The 18370-nt window shown below is 72.7% G+C and carries 14 protein-coding genes; 6 read left to right on the top strand and 8 right to left on the bottom strand.

Features of this window, described 5'->3' with window-relative positions; genetic code table 11:
- The first annotated feature begins 4 nt into the window (after positions 1-4).
- The 5 genes from IE249_RS23465 (at position 5) to IE249_RS23445 (ending at position 5692) form a co-directional block, all read left to right on the top strand.
- Positions 5-928 carry an oxygenase MpaB family protein gene (locus IE249_RS23465; protein WP_189707550.1) on the top strand — a complete coding sequence of 308 codons (924 nt, stop codon included), beginning with the start codon at positions 5-7 and terminating at the stop codon, positions 926-928.
- Positions 929-1106: 178 nt separating this feature from the next.
- A complete protein-coding gene (kdpF, locus tag IE249_RS23460; RefSeq protein WP_009326374.1) occupies positions 1107-1196 on the top strand; it encodes a K(+)-transporting ATPase subunit F in 90 nt (29 codons plus the stop codon).
- A gap of 9 nt (positions 1197-1205) precedes the next feature.
- Positions 1206-2870 (top strand): potassium-transporting ATPase subunit KdpA, encoded by a 1665-nt coding sequence (gene kdpA / locus IE249_RS23455; protein WP_189707548.1) that lies wholly within the window; start codon positions 1206-1208, stop codon positions 2868-2870.
- A 29-nt stretch (positions 2871-2899) separates the two neighbouring features.
- The gene (gene kdpB, locus IE249_RS23450; RefSeq protein ID WP_189707640.1) at positions 2900-4999 is read left to right on the top strand and encodes a potassium-transporting ATPase subunit KdpB; all 2100 of its coding nucleotides are present in this window, start codon (positions 2900-2902) and stop codon (positions 4997-4999) included.
- Positions 5000-5020: 21 nt separating this feature from the next.
- Positions 5021-5692 (top strand): potassium-transporting ATPase subunit C, encoded by a 672-nt coding sequence (locus IE249_RS23445; RefSeq protein WP_189707638.1) that lies wholly within the window; start codon positions 5021-5023, stop codon positions 5690-5692.
- An 18-nt stretch (positions 5693-5710) separates the two neighbouring features.
- Here the strand turns inward: IE249_RS23445 and IE249_RS23440 are convergent, their stop codons facing one another.
- The 5 genes from IE249_RS23440 to IE249_RS23420 form a co-directional block, all read right to left on the bottom strand.
- Entirely contained in the window at positions 5711-7096 is a 1386-nt protein-coding gene (locus IE249_RS23440; protein WP_189707546.1) for a hypothetical protein, read from the bottom strand.
- Positions 7097-7197: 101 nt separating this feature from the next.
- Complete coding sequence (gene katG, locus IE249_RS23435) at positions 7198-9429, bottom strand: catalase/peroxidase HPI (protein WP_189707544.1); 2232 nt, start codon at positions 9427-9429, stop codon at positions 7198-7200.
- 24 nt (positions 9430-9453) lie between these two features.
- Positions 9454-9897 (bottom strand): Fur family transcriptional regulator, encoded by a 444-nt coding sequence (locus IE249_RS23430; protein ID WP_189707542.1) that lies wholly within the window; start codon positions 9895-9897, stop codon positions 9454-9456.
- 160 nt (positions 9898-10057) lie between these two features.
- Positions 10058-10324: a hypothetical protein gene (locus tag IE249_RS23425; RefSeq protein ID WP_189707540.1), complete on the bottom strand. Its 267-nt coding sequence runs from the start codon at positions 10322-10324 to the stop codon at positions 10058-10060.
- Between the two features lie 61 nt (positions 10325-10385).
- Positions 10386-13760, bottom strand: a complete 3375-nt coding sequence (locus IE249_RS23420; protein WP_189707538.1) for a pyruvate carboxylase — start codon at positions 13758-13760, stop codon at positions 10386-10388.
- A gap of 263 nt (positions 13761-14023) precedes the next feature.
- Here IE249_RS23420 and IE249_RS23415 point away from each other — a divergent pair, with 263 nt between their 5' ends.
- Positions 14024-14818 (top strand): polysaccharide deacetylase family protein, encoded by a 795-nt coding sequence (locus IE249_RS23415; protein WP_189707536.1) that lies wholly within the window; start codon positions 14024-14026, stop codon positions 14816-14818.
- Positions 14819-14851: 33 nt separating this feature from the next.
- Here IE249_RS23415 and IE249_RS23410 read toward each other — a convergent pair whose 3' ends face one another.
- The 3 genes from IE249_RS23410 to IE249_RS23400 all read right to left on the bottom strand — a co-directional run bounded on the left by IE249_RS23410 (position 14852) and on the right by IE249_RS23400 (position 18247).
- Positions 14852-16102, bottom strand: coding sequence for a PP2C family protein-serine/threonine phosphatase (locus IE249_RS23410; RefSeq protein WP_189707534.1), 1251 nt, complete (start codon positions 16100-16102; stop codon positions 14852-14854).
- Positions 16103-16321: 219 nt separating this feature from the next.
- Positions 16322-16771, bottom strand: a complete 450-nt coding sequence (locus IE249_RS23405) for a hypothetical protein (RefSeq protein ID WP_189707532.1) — start codon at positions 16769-16771, stop codon at positions 16322-16324.
- A 63-nt stretch (positions 16772-16834) separates the two neighbouring features.
- Entirely contained in the window at positions 16835-18247 is a 1413-nt protein-coding gene (locus tag IE249_RS23400; RefSeq protein WP_189707530.1) for an FAD-binding oxidoreductase, read from the bottom strand.
- Positions 18248-18370 lie beyond the last annotated feature (123 nt).

Here is an 18370-nt window from a genome sequence, read left to right as displayed (position 1 = left end):
GCTCGTGTTGCCGGATGTGCGGGGCCGCCTGGGCAGGAGTCTGTTCCACCGGGTCGCGGGCCCGGAGGGGCCGGCCCGCCGCGCCCGCATCCACGGCACGCCGGGACCGCGCTGGTTCGGCCCCGAGCGCCCCATCCGCACGGTGCACGCGGACGCGGCCATGTTCACCGGAGGCCTCGCCGCGCTGCTGCTGCAGTCCCTGCACCCGCTCGCCATGGCGGCCGTCGCGGCCCACTCCGGCTACCGGGGCGATCCCTGGGGGCGGCTGCAACGCACCAGCACGTTCCTGGCCGTGACGACCTACGGCACCGCCGGCGACGCTCAGCGCGCCGTGGACCGTGTTCGTGGCATCCACGCAAGGATCAGCGGGACCACCGCGGACGGAGAGGCGTACCACGCCGCCGATCCGCACCTGCTCGCCTGGGTGCACCTGTGCGAGACCGACTGCTTCCTGCGCGCCCACGAGCGCTACGGCGCCCACCGACTGGACGCCGACGGCTACGACGCCTACGTCGCCGACACCGCGCGGGTCGCCGGGGCCCTGGGCGTGGCCGATCCGCCGCGCGACCGCCGGGCCCTGACCGAGCGCCTGGACGCCTACCGGCCCGAGCTGCGCGCCACCCCCGAGGCCCGGGCCGCCGCGCGCTTCCTGCTGCTCCGGCCGCCGGTGCCGCCGCCCGCGCTGCCCTTCTACGCCGTGCTCGCCGCGAACGCCGTCTCGCTCCTTCCCCCCTGGGCGCGCGGCCTGCTGTGGCTGCCGCGGGTGCCGCTCGTCGAGGACGTCGCCGTACGGCCCGCCGGGCACGCGCTGACGTGGGCCATCCGCTGGGCTATGAACCCACCGCCGCCGTCCCCCGCCGACCGTACGGACGACCCGGCGGACCCCGCACGTCAGGGTGCCGTCAAGGCCCGGGGAAGCGGCGTATAAGAGCCGTCAACGGCGGCCGGAACAGGGCCGGAACAGGGGTTTGCTCTAAGGGTCCGATCCGGTCACGGCCGGATTCCGCCCTTCCCCAGGAGTTCGCGATGGCCGATCTGGCCTTCGTCCTCACCACATGCGCCCTCTTCGCGCTGATGGCCCTCGTCGCCAAGGGGGTGACGAAGCTGTGACCGCCGAGAACGTCGTCGGCCTGGTCGTGGCCGTCGCCCTGCTGGGCTATCTCGTCCTCGCCCTGATCTTCCCGGAGAGGTTCTGACCCGCGCCCATGAGTCCCGTACTGGCCGGCGTGCTCCAGTTGCTCGCGCTCCTCGCGGCGCTGGCGCTCGCCCACGTCCCTCTCGGCGCCTACCTGGCCCGGGTGTACTCGGCGCGGCGGCACTGGCGCGTCGAGCGATGGATCTACCGCGGCATCGGAGCCGACCCCGACACACAGATGCGCTGGCCCGCCTATCTGCGCGCGTTGCTCGCCTTCTCCGCGGCCGGCGTGCTCTTCCTGTACCTGCTCCAGCGCCTCCAGGGCTTCCTGCCGCTGTCGCTGGGTTTCCGTTCCATCGAGCCTGCCCAGGCGTTCGACACAGCCGCCTCCTTCGTCACCAACACCGACTGGCAGTCGTACTCCGGCGAGCAGGCCATGGGCCACGTGGTGCAGACCGCCGGGCTCGCGGTGCAGAACTTCGTCTCGGCGGCCGTGGGCATGGCCGTCGCGGTGGCCCTGGTGCGCGGCTTCGCCCGGTCGCGCACCGGTGAACTGGGCAACTTCTGGGCCGACCTGGTGCGCGGCACCGTCCGTGTCCTGGTGCCCGGCGCGGCGATCGCCGCGGTCGTCCTGGTGGCGTGCGGGGCGATCCAGAACTTCTCCGGCATCCACGAGGTCGGACAGTTCATGGGCGGCTCCCAGCAGTGGAACGGCGGCGCCGTCGCCTCGCAGGAGGCCATCAAGGAGCTGGGCACCAACGGCGGCGGCTACTTCAACGCCAACAGCGCCCATCCCTTCGAGAACCCCACCCCGTTCACCAACCTCTTCGAGATCTTCCTGATCCTGGTCATCCCGTTCTCGCTGACCCGCGCCTTCGGCGTGATGGTCGGCAGCGTGCGGCAGGGGTACGCGATCCTCGCCACGACGGTCACCATCTGGCTCGGCTTCACGGCCCTCATGATGTGGACCGAATTCGCCCACCACGAGGGCGCGTTGCGGATCGCGGGCGGGGCGATGGAGGGCAAGGAGGCCCGCTTCGGCGTCGGCGCCTCCGCCATCTTCGCGGTGACCACCACGCTTACCTCCACCGGCGCGGTGGACTCCTTCCACTCCTCCTTCACCGGCTTCGGCGGCGGCATCGCGATGCTCGGCATGATGCTGGGCGAGATCGCCCCCGGCGGCACCGGCTCGGGTCTGTACGGCATGCTGATCATGGCGGTGATCGCGGTGTTCATCGCGGGCCTGATGGTCGGCCGCACGCCCGAGTACCTGGGCAAGAAGATCGGCGCGCGGGAGATCAAGCTCGCCGCCTGCTACATCCTCGTCACCCCGGCGCTGGTGCTGGTCTTCTCCGCCCTGTCCATGGCGCTGCCGACCCCGCCGCACTCGATGCTCAACTCCGGCCCGCACGGCTTCTCCGAGGTGCTGTACGCCTTCACCTCGGCGGCGAACAACAACGGTTCGGCCTTCGCCGGACTGAACGCCGACACCGACTGGTTCAACACCACCACCGGCCTTGCGATGCTCCTCGGCCGCTTCCTGCCGATGGTGTTCGTCCTGGCGCTGGCCGGCTCGCTGGCCCGGCAGCAGCCGGTCCCGGTCACCGCGGGCACCCTGCGCACCGAGAAGCCGCTGTTCACGAGCCTGCTCGTGGGCGCGATCCTGATCATCACCGGGCTGACCTACTTCCCGGCACTGGCGCTGGGACCGCTGGCCGAGGGGCTGGCCTCATGACCGTCCGTACACGCGAACACGAGGACTCGATGTCCACTGCCACTCCCACCCGGGCACCGCACAGTGACGTGCCCACCGGCCACGGGTCCGCCCACAAGCGGGTCGGCGCGGGCCTCTTCGACGCGCGGCAGCTCCTGCGGTCGCTGCCCGACGCCTTCCGCAAGCTGGACCCGCGGGTGATGGTGAAGTCGCCCGTGATGTTCGTGGTGTGGATCGGCTCGGCGCTGACCACGGTGTTCGCGCTGACGGACCCGGGCGACCGGTTCGGCTGGGCGATCAGCGCCTGGCTGTGGCTGACCGTCGTCTTCGCCAACCTCGCGGAGGCGGTCGCCGAGGGCCGGGGCAAGGCCCAGGCGGACACCCTGCGCCGGGCCAGGACCGGCACCGTCGCCCGGCGGCTCGCGGGTGGGCGCGAGGAGCGGGTGCCGGGCACCGAACTGCGCGTCGGGGACCTGGTGGTCTGCGAGGCCGGCGACATCGTCCCCGGCGACGGCGACGTCGTCGAGGGCGTGGCGTCGGTGGACGAGTCCGCCATCACCGGCGAGTCGGCGCCGGTAATCCGCGAGTCGGGCGGCGACCGTTCGGCGGTCACCGGGGGCACCAAGGTGCTCTCCGACCGCATCGTCATAAGGATCACGACCAAGCCCGGCGAGACGTTCATCGACCGGATGATCGGCCTGGTGGAGGGCGCCGCGCGCCAGAAGACCCCCAACGAGATCGCGCTCAACATCCTGCTGGCCTCGCTGACGATCGCCTTCCTGCTGGCCTGCGCCACACTGCCGCCGTTCGCCACTTACGCGGGCACCCACCTGACCATGGTGGTGCTGGTGGCCCTGCTGGTCTGTCTGATCCCCACCACGATCGGCGCGCTGCTGTCCGCGATCGGCATCGCCGGTATGGACCGTCTGGTACAGCGCAACGTGCTGGCGATGTCGGGACGGGCGGTGGAGGCCGCCGGCGACGTCTCCACGCTGCTGCTGGACAAGACGGGCACCATCACCCTCGGCAACCGCCGGGCCGCCGAGTTCGTCCCGGTGCGCGGCACCACCGAGGCCGAGGTCGCCGACGCCGCCCAGCTGTCCTCGCTCGCCGACGAGACCCCCGAGGGCCGCTCCGTGGTCGTACTGGCCAAGGAGCGGTACGGCCTGCGCGAGCGCCACCAGGGGGAGCTCGCGGGAGCCGAGTGGGTGGCCTTCACCGCGCGGACCCGCATGTCCGGCGTGGACGCCGGCGGGCGCCGGATCCGCAAGGGCGCGGCCGCAGCGGTCGTCGCCTGGGTCGAGGAGCTGGGCGGCACGGTCGCCGCGGACGCGGCAGGCGTCGTGGAGCGGATCTCGGCGGCCGGCGGCACCCCGCTGCTGGTCGCGGTCGAGGACACGCGCGGCGCCCGGGTGCTCGGCGTCGTCCACCTCAAGGACGTGGTCAAGGACGGCATGCGCGAGCGGTTCGAGGAGCTGCGCCGCATGGGCATCAGGACGGTCATGATCACGGGTGACAACCCGCTGACCGCGAAGGCGATCGCCGAGGAGGCCGGCGTCGACGACTTCCTCGCCGAGGCCACGCCCGAGGACAAGATGGCCCTGATCAAGCGGGAGCAGGCGGGCGGCAGGCTGGTCGCGATGACCGGGGACGGCACCAACGACGCGCCCGCGCTGGCGCAGGCGGACGTGGGGGTGGCGATGAACACCGGCACGTCGGCCGCGAAGGAGGCCGGCAACATGGTCGACCTCGACTCCGACCCGACCAAGCTGATCGAGATCGTCGAGATCGGCAAGCAACTCCTCATCACTCGGGGCGCGTTGACGACGTTCTCCATCGCCAACGACGTCGCCAAGTACTTCGCGATCATCCCGGCGCTGTTCGCGGCGGTGTACCCGGGCCTGGACAAGCTGAACATCATGCACCTGTCCTCGCCGGACACCGCGATCCTGTCGGCCGTCGTCTTCAACGCGCTGATCATCGTCGCGCTGGTGCCGCTGTCGCTGAGGGGTGTGCGGTACAAGCCGGTGAGCGCCGACCGGATGCTGCGCCGCAACCTGACCGTCTACGGCCTCGGCGGCCTGGTCGCCCCCTTCGCCGGCATCAAGCTCATCGACATGCTCCTCTCCCTCGTCCCCGGGCTGCACTGATCCGAAAGCGTGCTGATCACGATGAACAACTCCCTGACGAACACGGGCCGTCTGCTGGCGGCGGGCCTGCGCGCCCTGCTCGTGCTGACATTGGTGACCGGCGTCGTCTACCCGCTGGCCGTCACCGGCGTCGCCCAGGGCCTGTTCCCCGGCCGGGCGAACGGCTCCGAGACCGTGGCGGACGGCAGGGTCGTCGGCTCCTCCCTGATCGGGCAGTCCTACGACCTGCCGCTCAAGAAGGGCCGGCGGGCCCCCGAGGCCGACCTGAAGTGGTTCCAGGGGCGTCCGGCCGACGGGCTCGGCACGAACAGCGTCAACACCCGGTACAGGCTGCTCGTGTCCGGAGCCACCAACCTGTCCGCCGACAGCGCGGAACTGATCCAGCAGGTCGAGGACGCCAGAAAGGCGGTGGTGAAGGACAACTCCGTGCCGGGGTACACCGTGGCGCCCTCGGACGTCCCCGCCGACGCGGTCACCTCCTCCGGCTCGGGCCTCGACCCCGACATATCGCCTCAGTACGCGCGCATCCAGGTGCACCGGGTCGCGGCGGAGAACGGGCTGCCCGTCCCGGAGGTGGCGTGGCTCGTCGAGAAGCACACCGAGGGCCGCACGCTCGGCTTCATGGGCGAGCCCCGGGTGAACGTCCTCGAGCTGAACATCGCGCTCAGCAAGCTGGTGACGGAGGGGAGTTGACCACCGACGACCTGCCGATCACGGCAGGCAGCGCACGGCGACCGGGGCGGTGTTGTTGCTCTGGTCCGGGTCGGCGGACCGGTCCGAGGGCGCCGTGACACTGCCGCGCGCTCCCTCCACGCGCCGGTCGATGCGTACGCGGATCAGGGTGCCCCCGGCCTCCGGGCCGGGGCAGGCGACCGGCCCGTCCTTCCTCGGCCCCTCACGGCAGTAGAGGAAGTCGCCGGAGTGGCTCTCCGGGGCCACCTCGACCAGGCTGACCCCCTCGGGGAGGGTCACCCACAGGTTGTCGTACCCGCCGGCGGCGCCCCAGCCGTAGCCGCGCGGATACGGCACCTGGGTGTCGACCACCTGGCCCACCCTGCCCTCGATCGTGAAGCCCACGGCCTCCACGTCGTACTTGCGGGTGGAGTCGAACTCCACGCTCGCCCCGGCCGATTCGCTGCGCCGCGCGAGGATGCCGGTGAACGCGCCGCCGTCCACGGGCCGCAGCCGCAGCGGCTCTCCGGTGCCGCGCGGCGCCGATGCGGGCAGCCGGGAGAGGTGGTCGAGGTCCACGGTGCGCCGGAGGCTGTAACCGAGGATGCCGGATTTCGCCGTGCGGTCGGCCACGGCGGTGACCGGGCCGACGGTCTCGAAGGCCGCGCCCGCCGGCAGCGGGCCGGGCAGGTCGCACTGTGCCCTGGTGGCCCCGACCGCCTTGTCGTAGCGGCAGTTGCGGTAGCGCAGGGGGAGAGTCGCCTCGGTGGTGTTCAGCATCAGCGTGACGCCGCCCGTCACACCGGTGTCGCCCTTGTTGCCGAAGGCCGGCGTGATGCTCACCGGGCCGCCGGGTCGTATCCCGGTGAGTCTCCGGTAGCCCTGACGGGATGTCAGGTAGGGCGAGCCGACGATCACTTGAGTGGTGTGGCGGATCGTGGGCGCGTTGGCGCCACGCACGGTCATGGTGACCGTTCCGGCCGGCCCGGGGGCGGTGTCCGGCTTCGGCTTGACGTAGAACGGCAGGAAGTCGGCGCCCTCCCCGCCCTTGATGTCGCCCAGCGCGCAGTTCACCTGGAAGCCGGAGCGGACGCAGCCGTAGCCCTTGTGCACGCCGTAGATGTCCGCCTTCCCCTTGAAGGCGGACAGGTCGAAGGAGATGTCGGCCTTCCTCACGGTCCGCTGCGGGGCCCGCAGCACGACGTGGTACTCGGGGGCCAGGGGCGCCCCGGCGGGCGCGCTGTAGCGCGGCAGGTAGAAGACGTTGAGCGCGGAGCGGAGCTGGAGCACGGCCCGCGCGGAGGCAGGCGGCGTGGACGGGTGGCCGGTCCTGAACGCGGTGGCGCCCGCGCCCGCCGCCACCAGGGCCACCCCGCACGCCACGGCCGCGTACGTCAGCCTCCTGCCCGCCCGTCGTCGGCTCATGTCCCATCAGACCGCGGGAGGTGCACGATGGTTGCACGGCGGCCGTCCGGGCCGGCCCCCGGTGGGAGCCGGCCCGGACGCCGTGGTGCGGGCCGCGCCGGTCAGACGAGGTCGAACCGGTCCAGGTCCATCACCTTGGTCCACGCCGCGACGAAGTCGTGCACGAACTTCTCCTTCGCGTCGTCGCTCGCGTAGACCTCCGCGAGCGCGCGCAGTTCGGAGTTGGAGCCGAAGACCAGGTCGGCGCGGGTGCCGGCCCACTTGACCTCGCCGGTGGCGGCGTCACGGCCCTCGAAGGTGTTGGCGTCCTCGGATGTCGGCTTCCACTCCGTGCCCAGGTCGAGCAGGTTGACGAAGAAGTCGTTCGTGAGGGAGCCGGGGGTCGTGGTGAACACGCCGAGCTGCGACTGCTGGTGGTTGGCGCCCAGCACGCGCAGGCCGCCGACCAGGACGGTCATCTCGGGGGCGCTCAGGGTGAGCAGGTTCGCCCGGTCGAGCAGCAGGTACTCCGCCGGCAGACGGTTGCCCTTGCCCTGGTAGTTGCGGAAGCCGTCGGCGGTCGGCTCGAGCGCGGCGAACGACTCGGTGTCCGTCTGTTCCTGCGCGGCGTCCACGCGGCCCGGGGTGAAGGGCACCTGGACCTCGTAGCCGGCCTCCTTGGCGGCGCGCTCGACGCCGACGCCGCCCGCCAGCACGATCAGGTCGGCCAGCGAGACCTGCTTGCCGTCCGACCGGCCGGAGTTGAAGGACTGCTGGATGCCCTCCAGCGTGCGCAGCACCGTCGCGAGCCGGTCGGGGTCGTTGGCCTCCCAGTCGCGCTGCGGCTCCAGGCGGATGCGGGCGCCGTTGGCGCCGCCGCGCTTGTCGCTGCCGCGGAAGGTGGAGGCCGACGCCCACGCGGTGGACACCAGCTGGGACACCGACAGGTCCGAGTCGAGGATGCGGCTCTTGAGATCGCTGACGTCGGCCGCGTCGATGAGCTCGTACGTCCGCTCGGGCAGCGGGTCCTGCCACAGCAGCGTCTCGGTGGGGACCTCCGGGCCGAGGTAGCGGGCGGCCGGGCCCATGTCGCGGTGGGTCAGCTTGAACCAGGCGCGGGCGAAGGCGTCCGCGAACTCCTCGGGGTTCTCCAGGAAGCGGCGCGAGATCGGCTCGTAGACCGGGTCGAAGCGCAGCGACAGGTCGGTCGTCAGCATCGACGGCGCGTGGCTCTTGGACGGGTCGTGGGCGTCGGGCACGGTGCCCGCGCCCGCGCCGTCCTTCGGCCGCCACTGGTGTGCGCCGGCGGGGCTCTTGAACAGCTCCCACTCGTAGCCGAAGAGGATCTCGAAGAAGCTGTTGTCCCAGGTGGTCGGGGTGTTGGTCCAGGTCACCTCGAGACCGCTGGTGATGGTGTCGCCGCCCTTGCCGGTGCCGTGGGTGCTCCGCCAGCCCAGGCCCATCTCCTCCAGGCCGGCGGCCTCGGGGTCGGGGCCGACGCTGTCGGCGGGGCCGGCGCCGTGGGTCTTGCCGAAGGTGTGGCCGCCGGCGATCAGGGCGACGGTCTCCTCGTCGTTCATCGCCATGCGGCGGAAGGTCTCGCGGATGTCGCGGGCCGCCGCGATCGGGTCCGGGTTGCCGTTCGGGCCCTCGGGGTTGACGTAGATGAGGCCCATCTGCACGGCGCCGAGCGGGTTCTCCAGCTCGCGGTCGCCGGTGTAGCGCTCGTCGCCGAGCCAGGTGGTCTCGGGACCCCAGTAGACGTCCTCCTCCGCCTCCCACACGTCCTCGCGGCCGCCGGCGTAGCCGAAGGTCTTGAAGCCCATCGACTCCAGGGCGACGTTGCCGGCGAGGATGAGGAGGTCGGCCCACGACAGGTTGCGGCCGTACTTCTTCTTGACCGGCCACAGCAGACGGCGGGCCTTGTCGAGGTTGGCGTTGTCCGGCCAGCTGTTGAGCGGGGCGAAGCGCTGCTGGCCGGCGCCGGCGCCGCCGCGGCCGTCGCTGATGCGGTAGGTGCCCGCGCTGTGCCAGGCCATACGGACGATGAGCGGGCCGTAGTTGCCGAAGTCGGCGGGCCACCAGTCCTGGGAGGTGGTCAGCACCTCGGCGATGTCCCGCTTGACGGCCGGCAGGTCGAGGCTGTTGAAGGCCTCGGCGTAGTCGAACTCCTCGCCGAAGGGGTTGGCCACGGCGGGATTCTTGGCAAGGATCTTCAGGTTGAGCCGCTCCGGCCACCACTGACGGTTTCCGCCACCCTGCGTCGGGTGGGGGGCACGCCCGTGCGCGACCGGGCAGCCACCTGCTTCGTCCGTCTTGGGATCGGTGACGATTGCATCGTGGTTCTCAGACATGGAAATCCTTCCGAACTGCGCGGATCACGGTGCTGTGCTGGGGGCGGTGGAGCAGTCGGGGCACAGGCCCCAGTAGATGACCTCGGCCTCGTCGATGGAGAACCCGTGGTCGTCGGAGGCCGTCAGGCAGGGCGCCTCGCCGACCTCGCAGTCGACGTCGGCGACGGCGCCGCAGGACCGGCACACGACGTGGTGGTGGTTGTCCCCCACCCGTCCCTCGAACCGGGCCGGGCTCCCGGCCGGTTCGATACGGCGCACGAGTCCCGCCGCGGTGAGCGCGTGCAGCGCCTCGTAGACGGCCTGCAGGGATATGTGGCCGACGCGGTCGCGCACGCCGGCGGCGATCGCCTCGACACCGAGGTGGTCACCGCCCCGGACGGTCTCCAGCAGCGCGACACGGGCGGCCGTCACCCGCAGGCCGGCACCACGCAGCTCCTCGGCGGGGTTCGGTCTCTGGGACGCGGTCATGGCGCCGAACCTATCCCCGTAAACACGAAGGATTCAAGAAAGCGAGCGGTCAAAGTTTGGACGCGTCGCACGGGGCGGCGGGACGGCGGGTCCACGGGCCGCGACGCGGCCGGGCGGACGTGACAGGGCGTGTCGGGGCGTGCCGGGGCGTCGGGTCAGGTCAGGGCGTGTCGCCGCGCCAGTCCCAGCGGCGGGTGTCCCGGGGCCGTGGCGCGTAGCAGGCGCGGCCGCCCGGGCCGTAGCGGCCGAGTTCCGTCGGAAGGGCCACCTGCTCGGCCAAGGCGGCCCCGGCCCGGTCGGTCACGTCCAGCAGCAGCCCGTCCAGGGGGCCGCCGACCAGTTGCGCGTAGGTGCGGCCGGGCCGGGGGCCGGCCTCCTCGTGGTCGGCGCCGTACACCCGCCCCCGCATGAACTCCAGCTCATCCATGCGGCCCAGGGTCGCAGCCACCACTGACAACGGACCCCGGGCCGCCTGCGGGACGGCGTTCTCAGACGATCTCGACGAGGAGGTCGCCGCCCTCCACCTGCTGGATGCGGTTGATGGCGAGCCGGCCGGCCCGGCCGGCCTTCGGCGCGGTGATGGCGGCCTCCATCTTCATCGCCTCGATGGTGGCGACCGTCGCGCCGGCGTCCACCTCGTCGCCCTCGGCGACCGCGAGGGTGACCACGCCGGCGAACGGGGCCGCCACATGGCCCGGATTGGTCCGGTCGGCCTTCTCGGTGACGGGGATGTCGGAGGCCGCCGCCGCGTCGCGCACCTGGATGGGGCGCAGCTGGCCGTTCAGGGTGGCCATCACGGTGCGCATGCCGCGCTCGTCGGCCTCGCCGACGGCCTGGAGCTCGATGAGCAGGCGCACACCGGGCTCGAGGTCGACGGCGTACTCCTTGGCGGGACGGAGCCCGTAGAAGAAGTCCTTGCTGTCCAGCACGCTGGTGTCGCCGAAGGACTGGCGGTGCGTGTCGAAGTCGCGGGTCGGGCCGGGGAACAGCAGCCGGTTGAGGGTGGCGCGCCGGGACTTCTCCAGGCCGTCGCGGTCCTCTGCGGTGAGTTCCGTGACGGGCTTGGCCTCCGAGCGGCCCTTGAGCGCCTTGGTGCGGAACGGCTCGGGCCAGCCGCCGGGCGGGGTGCCCAGTTCGCCGCGAAGGAAGCCGATGACGGAGTCGGGGATGTCGAAGCGGTCCGGGGTGGCCTCGAAGTCCTCGGGTGCGACGCCTGCGCCCACCAGGTGCAGGGCCAGGTCGCCGACCACCTTGGAGGACGGGGTGACCTTGACCAGCCGGCCCAGGATGCGGTCCGCGGCCGCGTACATCGCCTCGATCTCCTCGAACCGGTCGCCGAGGCCGAGCGCGACGGCCTGGGTGCGCAGGTTGGAGAGCTGGCCGCCGGGGATCTCGTGGTGGTAGACGCGGCCGGTGGGCGAGGCGAGGCCGGCCTCGAAGGGGGCGTAGATCTTGCGGACGCTCTCCCAGTACGGTTCCAGGTCGCCGACCGCCTGGAGGTCCAGGCCGGTGGGGCGGTCGGAGTGGTCGGTGGCGGCGACGATCGCCGACAGCGACGGCTGGGAGGTGGTGCCGGCCATGGAGGCGACGGCGCCGTCCACCGCGTCGGCGCCGGCCTGGATCGCGGCGAGGTAGGTGGCGAGCTGGCCGCCCGCGGTGTCGTGGGTGTGGAGGTGGACGGGCAGGTCGAACTCGCGGCGCAGCGCGGAGACCAGCTTGGCCGCGGCCGGGGCGCGCAGCAGTCCGGCCATGTCCTTGACGGCGAGCACATGGGCGCCCGCGTCGACGATCCGCTCCGCCAGCCGCAGGTAGTAGTCGAGGGTGTAGAGGCGCTCGGAGGGGTCGCTGAGGTCGGCGGTGTAGCACAGGGCGACCTCGGCGACGGCCGTGCCGGTCTCGCGTACGGCCTCGATGGCGGGGCGCATCTGACCGACGTCGTTGAGCGCGTCGAAGATGCGGAAGATGTCGATTCCGGTGGCCGCGGCCTCCTGCACGAAGGCGTCGGTGACCTCGGTCGGGTACGGCGTGTAGCCCACGGTGTTGCGGCCGCGCAGCAGCATCTGCAGGCAGATGTTGGGCACCGCCTCGCGCAGCGCGGCCAGCCGTTCCCAGGGGTCCTCGGCGAGGAAGCGCAGGGCGACGTCGTAGGTGGCGCCGCCCCAGCACTCCAGGGACAGCAACTGCGGCAGGGTGCGTGCCACCGTGGGGGCCACGGCCAGCAGGTCCTTGGTGCGCACCCGGGTGGCGAGGAGCGACTGGTGGGCGTCGCGGAAGGTGGTGTCGGTGACGCCGATGGTGGGCGACTCGCGGAGTTGGCGGGCGAAGCCCTCCGGCCCGAGCTCGACGAGCTTCTGCCGGGATCCGGCGGGCGGCTCGCCGGCGGGCAGCGGCGGCAGCTTGGTGACCGGGTCGATGAGTTCGGGTCGTTCGCCGTGCGGCTTGTTGACGGTGACGTCGGCGAGGTAGGTGAGCAGCTTGGTGCCGCGGTCGGCGGAGGAGCGGGCGGTCAGCAGGTGGGGCCGCTGCTCGATGAACGAGGTGGTGACGCGCCCGGCCTGGAAGTCGGGGTCGTCGAGCACGGCCTGGAGGAAGGGGATGTTGGTGGCGACGCCGCGGATGCGGAACTCGGCCACCGCGCGCCGGGCGCGGCCGACCGCGGCCTTGAAGTCCCGGCCCCGGCAGGTCAGTTTGACCAGCATGGAGTCGAAGTGGGCGCTGATCTCGGTGCCGGCATGGGTGGTTCCGCCGTCGAGGCGGATGCCCGAGCCGCCCGGTGAGCGGTAGGCACTGATGCGGCCGGTGTCGGGGCGGAAGCCGTTGGCGGGGTCCTCGGTGGTGATGCGGCACTGCAGCGCGGCCCCGCGCAGGCGGACGGTGTCCTGGGAGAGCCCGAGGTCGGCGAGGGTCTCGCCGGCGGCGATGCGCAGCTGTGACTGCACCAGGTCGACGTCGGTGACCTCCTCGGTGACCGTGTGCTCGACCTGGATGCGCGGGTTCATCTCGATGAAGACGTGGTTGCCGTCGCGGTCGAGCAGGAACTCCACCGTGCCGGCGTTGCGGTAGCCGATCTCGCGGGCGAAGCGCACGGCGTCGGCGCAGATCCGCTCGCGCAGTTCCGGGTCGAGGTTGGGCGCGGGGGCGAGTTCGATGACCTTCTGGTGGCGGCGCTGGAGGGAGCAGTCCCGCTCGAAGAGGTGGATGACGTTGCCCTCCCCGTCGGCGAGGATCTGCACCTCGATGTGGCGGGGCTCGACGACGGCCTTCTCCAGGAAGACGGTGGGGTCGCCGAACGCGGAGGCCGCCTCGCGCGAGGCCGCCTCGATGGACTCGCGCAGCGCGGCGGGGTCCTCGACCCGGCGCATGCCGCGTCCGCCGCCGCCGGCGACCGCCTTGACGAACACGGGGAAGCCGACGCCCTCGGCGGCCCGGACCAGTTCGTCGACGTCGGTGGACGGGGCGGAGGAGCCGAGCACGGGCACTCCGGCGGCCCGGGCGGCCGCCACCGCGCGGGCCTTGTTGCCGGTGAGTTCGAGCGTGTCGGCGTCGGGCCCGACGAAGGTGATGCCCGCCTCGGCGCAGGCGCGCGCCAGTTCGGGGTTCTCCGACAGGAAGCCGTAGCCCGGGTAGACGGCGTCCGCTCCCGCGCGGCGGGCGGCGCGCACGATCTCCTCCACGGACAGGTAGGCGCGCACGGGATGCCCCGGCCTGCCGATCTCGTAGGCCTCGTCGGCCTTGAGCCGGTGCAGCGAGTTGCGGTCCTCGTGGGGGAACACGGCCACGGTGCGCGCACCGAGTTCGTACCCCGCGCGGAATGCGCGGATCGCGATCTCGCCGCGGTTGGCGACCAGTACCTTGCGGAACATCCTGGATCCCTTCGGCCTGCCGGTGACGAGGACCATGGTGTCGGCGACACCCGTGTCACGCCATGTGAGCCGGGCCACTCGCGCCGGTGCGGGCCGCGCGTGCGCCGGGCGCCGCGACGCGCCCTCCGGCGCCGCCGCCGGGCCGCGCTGTCGCCAACTCCCCCTGGAATTGTCCGTGATCTGTAACGGAGGGATCCGGCGCGGGCTTTTCCCCGTCCTGACGAGTGCACGGACCCAGGAACAGCGCAGGAATCGGGGCGGACATGGTGCGGCACGGCGGACGAGGGTGGCACGGGCGGGTGCTCGCGGCGGCGGTCGGAGTGACGGCGGTGGCCGCCGCCACTTCGGTGTGGACCGCGCAGGCCGATCCGTCCGCCGGGCACGCGGCGCGGGGCAGTGTCTCGGCGTCCCCGTCCGCGGCGGGCGCCGCCGGGGGCGGCGAGCCGGCGGCGCGGGTGCCCGTGACGATCGCGCACGCCTCCGACCGCGGCCCGCACGGCGTGAACATCACCATCGACGACGGCCCGGACCCGGTCTGGACGCCCCAGGTGCTGCGGGTGCTCGCGGACAACGGGGTGAAGGCCACGTTCTGCATGGTGGGCACCCAGGCCCAGGCGCACCCGGACCTGGTGAAGGCGGTCGTGGCGGCCGGGCACCGGCTGTGCGACCACACGGTGTCCCACGACACCACCATGGACAAGAAGTCCGAGGCCTACCAGTCGCAGCAGATCCTGGACGCCGAGGGCATGATCACCCGGGCGTCGGGCGGGGTGAAGCCGCAGTACTACCGCGCTCCGGGCGGCGCCTTCACGCCGTACAGCCGCACGCTCGCGGCCTCGCACGGGATGCGGCCGCTGGGCTGGAACGTGGACTCCAAGGACTTCGAGCGCCCCGGCACCGCGGCGATCGTCGCGACCGTGCACCGCGAGGTCGCGGGCGGGCCGACGATCCTCTTCCACGACGCGGGCGGCGACCGCTCCCAGACCGTGGCAGCGCTGCGCGAGGTCCTGCCCTGGCTGAAGCAGCAGGGGTACTCCTTCGGCTTCCCGGTCCGCTGAACCTCGCTCGCTCGCCCCGTTCATGACGCCTCGTCAGAGCCGGGCCACGATGAGGGCGATGTCGTCGCGGCCGCCGCCGGCGACGCCGAGGCGGGCCAGCAGGGTGTCGGCGATCTGCTCGGTACCGAGGCGGGCGCAGTCCGTCGCGGCCCGGGTCAGCCTCTCCAGGCCCGCGTCGATGTCCTCGCCGCGGCGCTCGATGAGGCCGTCGGTGTAAAGGAGCAAGGTGTCGCCCCGCTTGTAGTGGATGCTGGCCTGGGGCCGGGGTACGTGCTGCGGACGCGCGCCCAGCGGTGGATCGGTGGCCGCGTCCAGCAGCTCGAAGGTGCCGTCGGTGTGGGTGAGCACGGGCGGCAGGTGTCCGGCGCTGCTGTAGGTGATCAGACAGCTGCGGGTGTCGACCATCGCCTTGACCACGGTGGTGGCGAGCGCCCCCTCCACCGAGCGCGCGTACAGGCCGAGGACCTCCAGCGCCTGCGCGGGCCGCTCCAGGGCGCGGATCGCGGCGGACAGCGCGCTGCGCAGCATGCCCATGACGGCGGCGGCCCGCAGACCGTGGCCGATGACGTCGCCGACGGCCAGTGCCAGCCGGTCCGGGGGCAGGTCGACGACGTCGTACCAGTCGCCGCAGACGTTCAGCGAGCCGGTGGCGGGCAGGTAGCGCACGGCGAGGTCGTGCGGGTGGTGGGCGAGGTCGGGGGCGTACAGCATGGCCTCCTGGAGGGTGACGGCGACCTCCCGTTCGCGGGCGTGGGCGCCGCGCAGCTCCTCGTTCAGCCGCTGCAGCTCACGGGCGCGCGAGTACAGCTCGGCCTCGAGGGTCTGCGCGGTCTCCAGGCGGGGGCCTGTCGGGGCGCCGGGGCGGGCGGCGCGATGGGCCTTGATGTACGCGGTGACGTCCTCCACCCGGTGGATGATCCAGGCCACCTGCCCGTCGTTGCCGAGGACGGGGGTGTTGACGGGGGACCACCACCGCTCCTCGAAGGCGCCCGGAGTGCCGGGGACGGGGATGTCGTACCTCTGGAGGGCCATGGTGTCCGGGCGGCCCGTGGCGATCACGCGGCGCAGGGAGGTGCCGAGATTGCGCACGCCGTCGGCGTCGGGGTCGGCGGGGTTGTCGGGGAACGCCTCGAAGACATGCAGGCCGACCAGCTCCTCGTGCGTCCGCCGGGTCACCGCCAGGTAGGCGTCGTTGACGTCCACGATCACCAGGTCGGGGCCGAGGACCAGGTAGGGACTGGGAGTCGCCGCGAACAGTGCGGCGTGATCCACCTGCGGTGTCATCGTCGTCCGTCCAGCCGTCGTCGCCCGCACAGCTCAATCTAGGCCCGGCGGCCGCGGACCGCCTCCCCGTGTCGGCCGTTCGGGTTCGCGGGGCGCTGATGGTGCACCGCCGGCGACCGCCGCCCTGGTGTCCACCGCGCGCGTTCGGCGGGCCACCACGCGATTCGGCCGGCCCGACACGCGCCGTCATGGCGTCGGTCGGGCCGGCCGATCGGTGGGTCAGATCCGGCCGCCGGTGAGGCGGGTCAGCGGACCCTGCGCGCTGCGGCCCGCCCGGCGGCCAGCCGTGTACGACGCGGCGCCGATCGCGGCGATGCCGCCGCCCAGGCCGGCCGCGACGAGCTTGCGCCGCGCCAGGGCCGCCCAGGCCGTCTTCGCCGTGGCGGCCGCCGTCCTGGCGGTGGCCGCGACCTGGCCGGAGGCCGTCACGACCGCCTGACGGCCGGCCTCCACGCCCTTGGCCGCGCCGTGGGCGAGGCCACTGGCCGTGCCGGCGGCGCTTGTGGCGCCCGAGGCGGCCGTCGAGGCCGCCTCGTCCACCTTGGCGGCGGCGCCCGTGGCGGCCCGTGAGGCCGGCGCGGTCGCCTTGCCGGCGGTGCGCCGGGCCTTCGCCGCGGCCGTCCGCCCGGACTCGGGGTTCTGATGGGTGCTGCCGTTCGGTTCACTCATGCAGACCGCCTTGCCCCTCGCGTCCGCGGCAAACCCGGCCGGTGACACGGGAGTGATCCGACGTCAACTGGCGCCGGACGGGCGGATGTTCTGATTGAGGCGGAACATGTTGGTGGGGTCGTAGGCGTCCTTGACCCGCACCAGCCGTTCGTGGACCGCGTCCGGGTAGGAGGCGCGGACCCTGTCCTCGGCCGCGTCGCCGGTGAAGTTGACGTACATGGTGCCCCTGCCGTGCCCGGCGATCTCCTGGCGGGCCGCGCGGGCCCACGCCACGTGCGCGTCGAAGCCCGTCCCGTCGGCGGAGCGCGCGATGACGTTGCACAGCACGCCCGCGTCACGCTGGCTGAAGGCGGTGGCGTCGGCGGGCACCCGCGCGAAGGCGCCGCCCAGCTGGTGCAGATGCAGCTCGCTGAAGGGTGTCGGAGACATCGCGTGGTGGCGCAGTACGGCGTCGACGGCGTCGTCGGAGGGCTCGATGAACGCGGAGGTGAAGTAGTTGTGGGCGCCGGCCGTCCACAGCGGGTCCAGCAGCGACTGCATGCCGAGGTAGGGCATGGGGCCCATGAGGTCGGCGACGGGCGTGCCCAGGGTGCGCAGGGGGGCCACGGCCGCCTCGCCGTCCTCGGGGGCGCCCGCGTACATGCCGGCGAGCGCCACGATCCGGGTGCCGTGGACCTCTTCCGGCAGGAAGGGCAGCGGGGGCGCGGTGGTGAGGTTGATCAGGGTGGTCAGCTCGTCGGGCATGCCGCCGGTCAGCTCGCGCCAGCCGGTGATCACCTGCCGGGCCTGGTCGGCGGGGTAGAAGATCAGGCCGGCCAGCACCTGGGGGCCGACGGGGTGCAGCTGGAACTCCAGCGACGTCACCACGCCGAAGTTCCCGCCGCCGCCCCGCAGCGCCCAGTACAGCTCGGGGTTCTCCCGCGCGTCGGCGCGCACCACGCGGCCGTCGGCGGTGACGACCTCGGCCGCGGTCAGGTTGTCGGAGGCCAGGCCGTGCCGGCGCAGCAGCCAGCCCACTCCGCCGCCGAGGGTGAATCCGGAGACCCCGGTCGAGGAGACCAGCCCGCCGGTCACGGCGAGGCCGAAGGCCTGCGTCTCGTGGTCGAGGTCGCCCCAGGTCATCCCGGCCTGGGCGACGACCCTGCGCCGTACGGGATCGACGACGGCGCCCTTCATGGCCGACAGGTCGATCACGATGCCGCCCTCGCAGGTGGAGAACCCGGCGATGCTGTGGGCGCCGCCGCGGACCGCGACGAGCAGGTCCTGGCTGCGGGCGAACTCCACGGCGCGGATCACGTCCGCGGTCCCGGCGCAGCGCACGACGAGGGCGGGATGTTTGTCGTGGGCCGCGTTCCAGACCGCGCGGGCCTGGTCGTAGGCGGGGTCGCCGGGGCGGACGACGGTGCCGCGCAGGCCCGTTTCCAGCTCGGCTACGGTGGCGTCTCCCAGGACGCCCTTCGCCGTGTCGATCGACATGGTCGGCTCCTTGATGGGGTGGGCGTGTGCGGGTGCCGGGCCGGGCGCGGTGTCCGCCGGGCGGCATCCACGAGTGGACGTCCACGACCGTAGGCACGCTCTCTTAGCACTCACTCAGCATTG

It is taken from the genome of Streptomyces anandii JCM 4720 (assembly GCF_014650655.1).
Lineage (GTDB): Bacteria > Actinomycetota > Actinomycetes > Streptomycetales > Streptomycetaceae > Streptomyces > Streptomyces anandii.
Note: the sequence above shows the minus strand (reverse complement) of the source record. Positions and strands in the feature narration are given on the sequence as shown.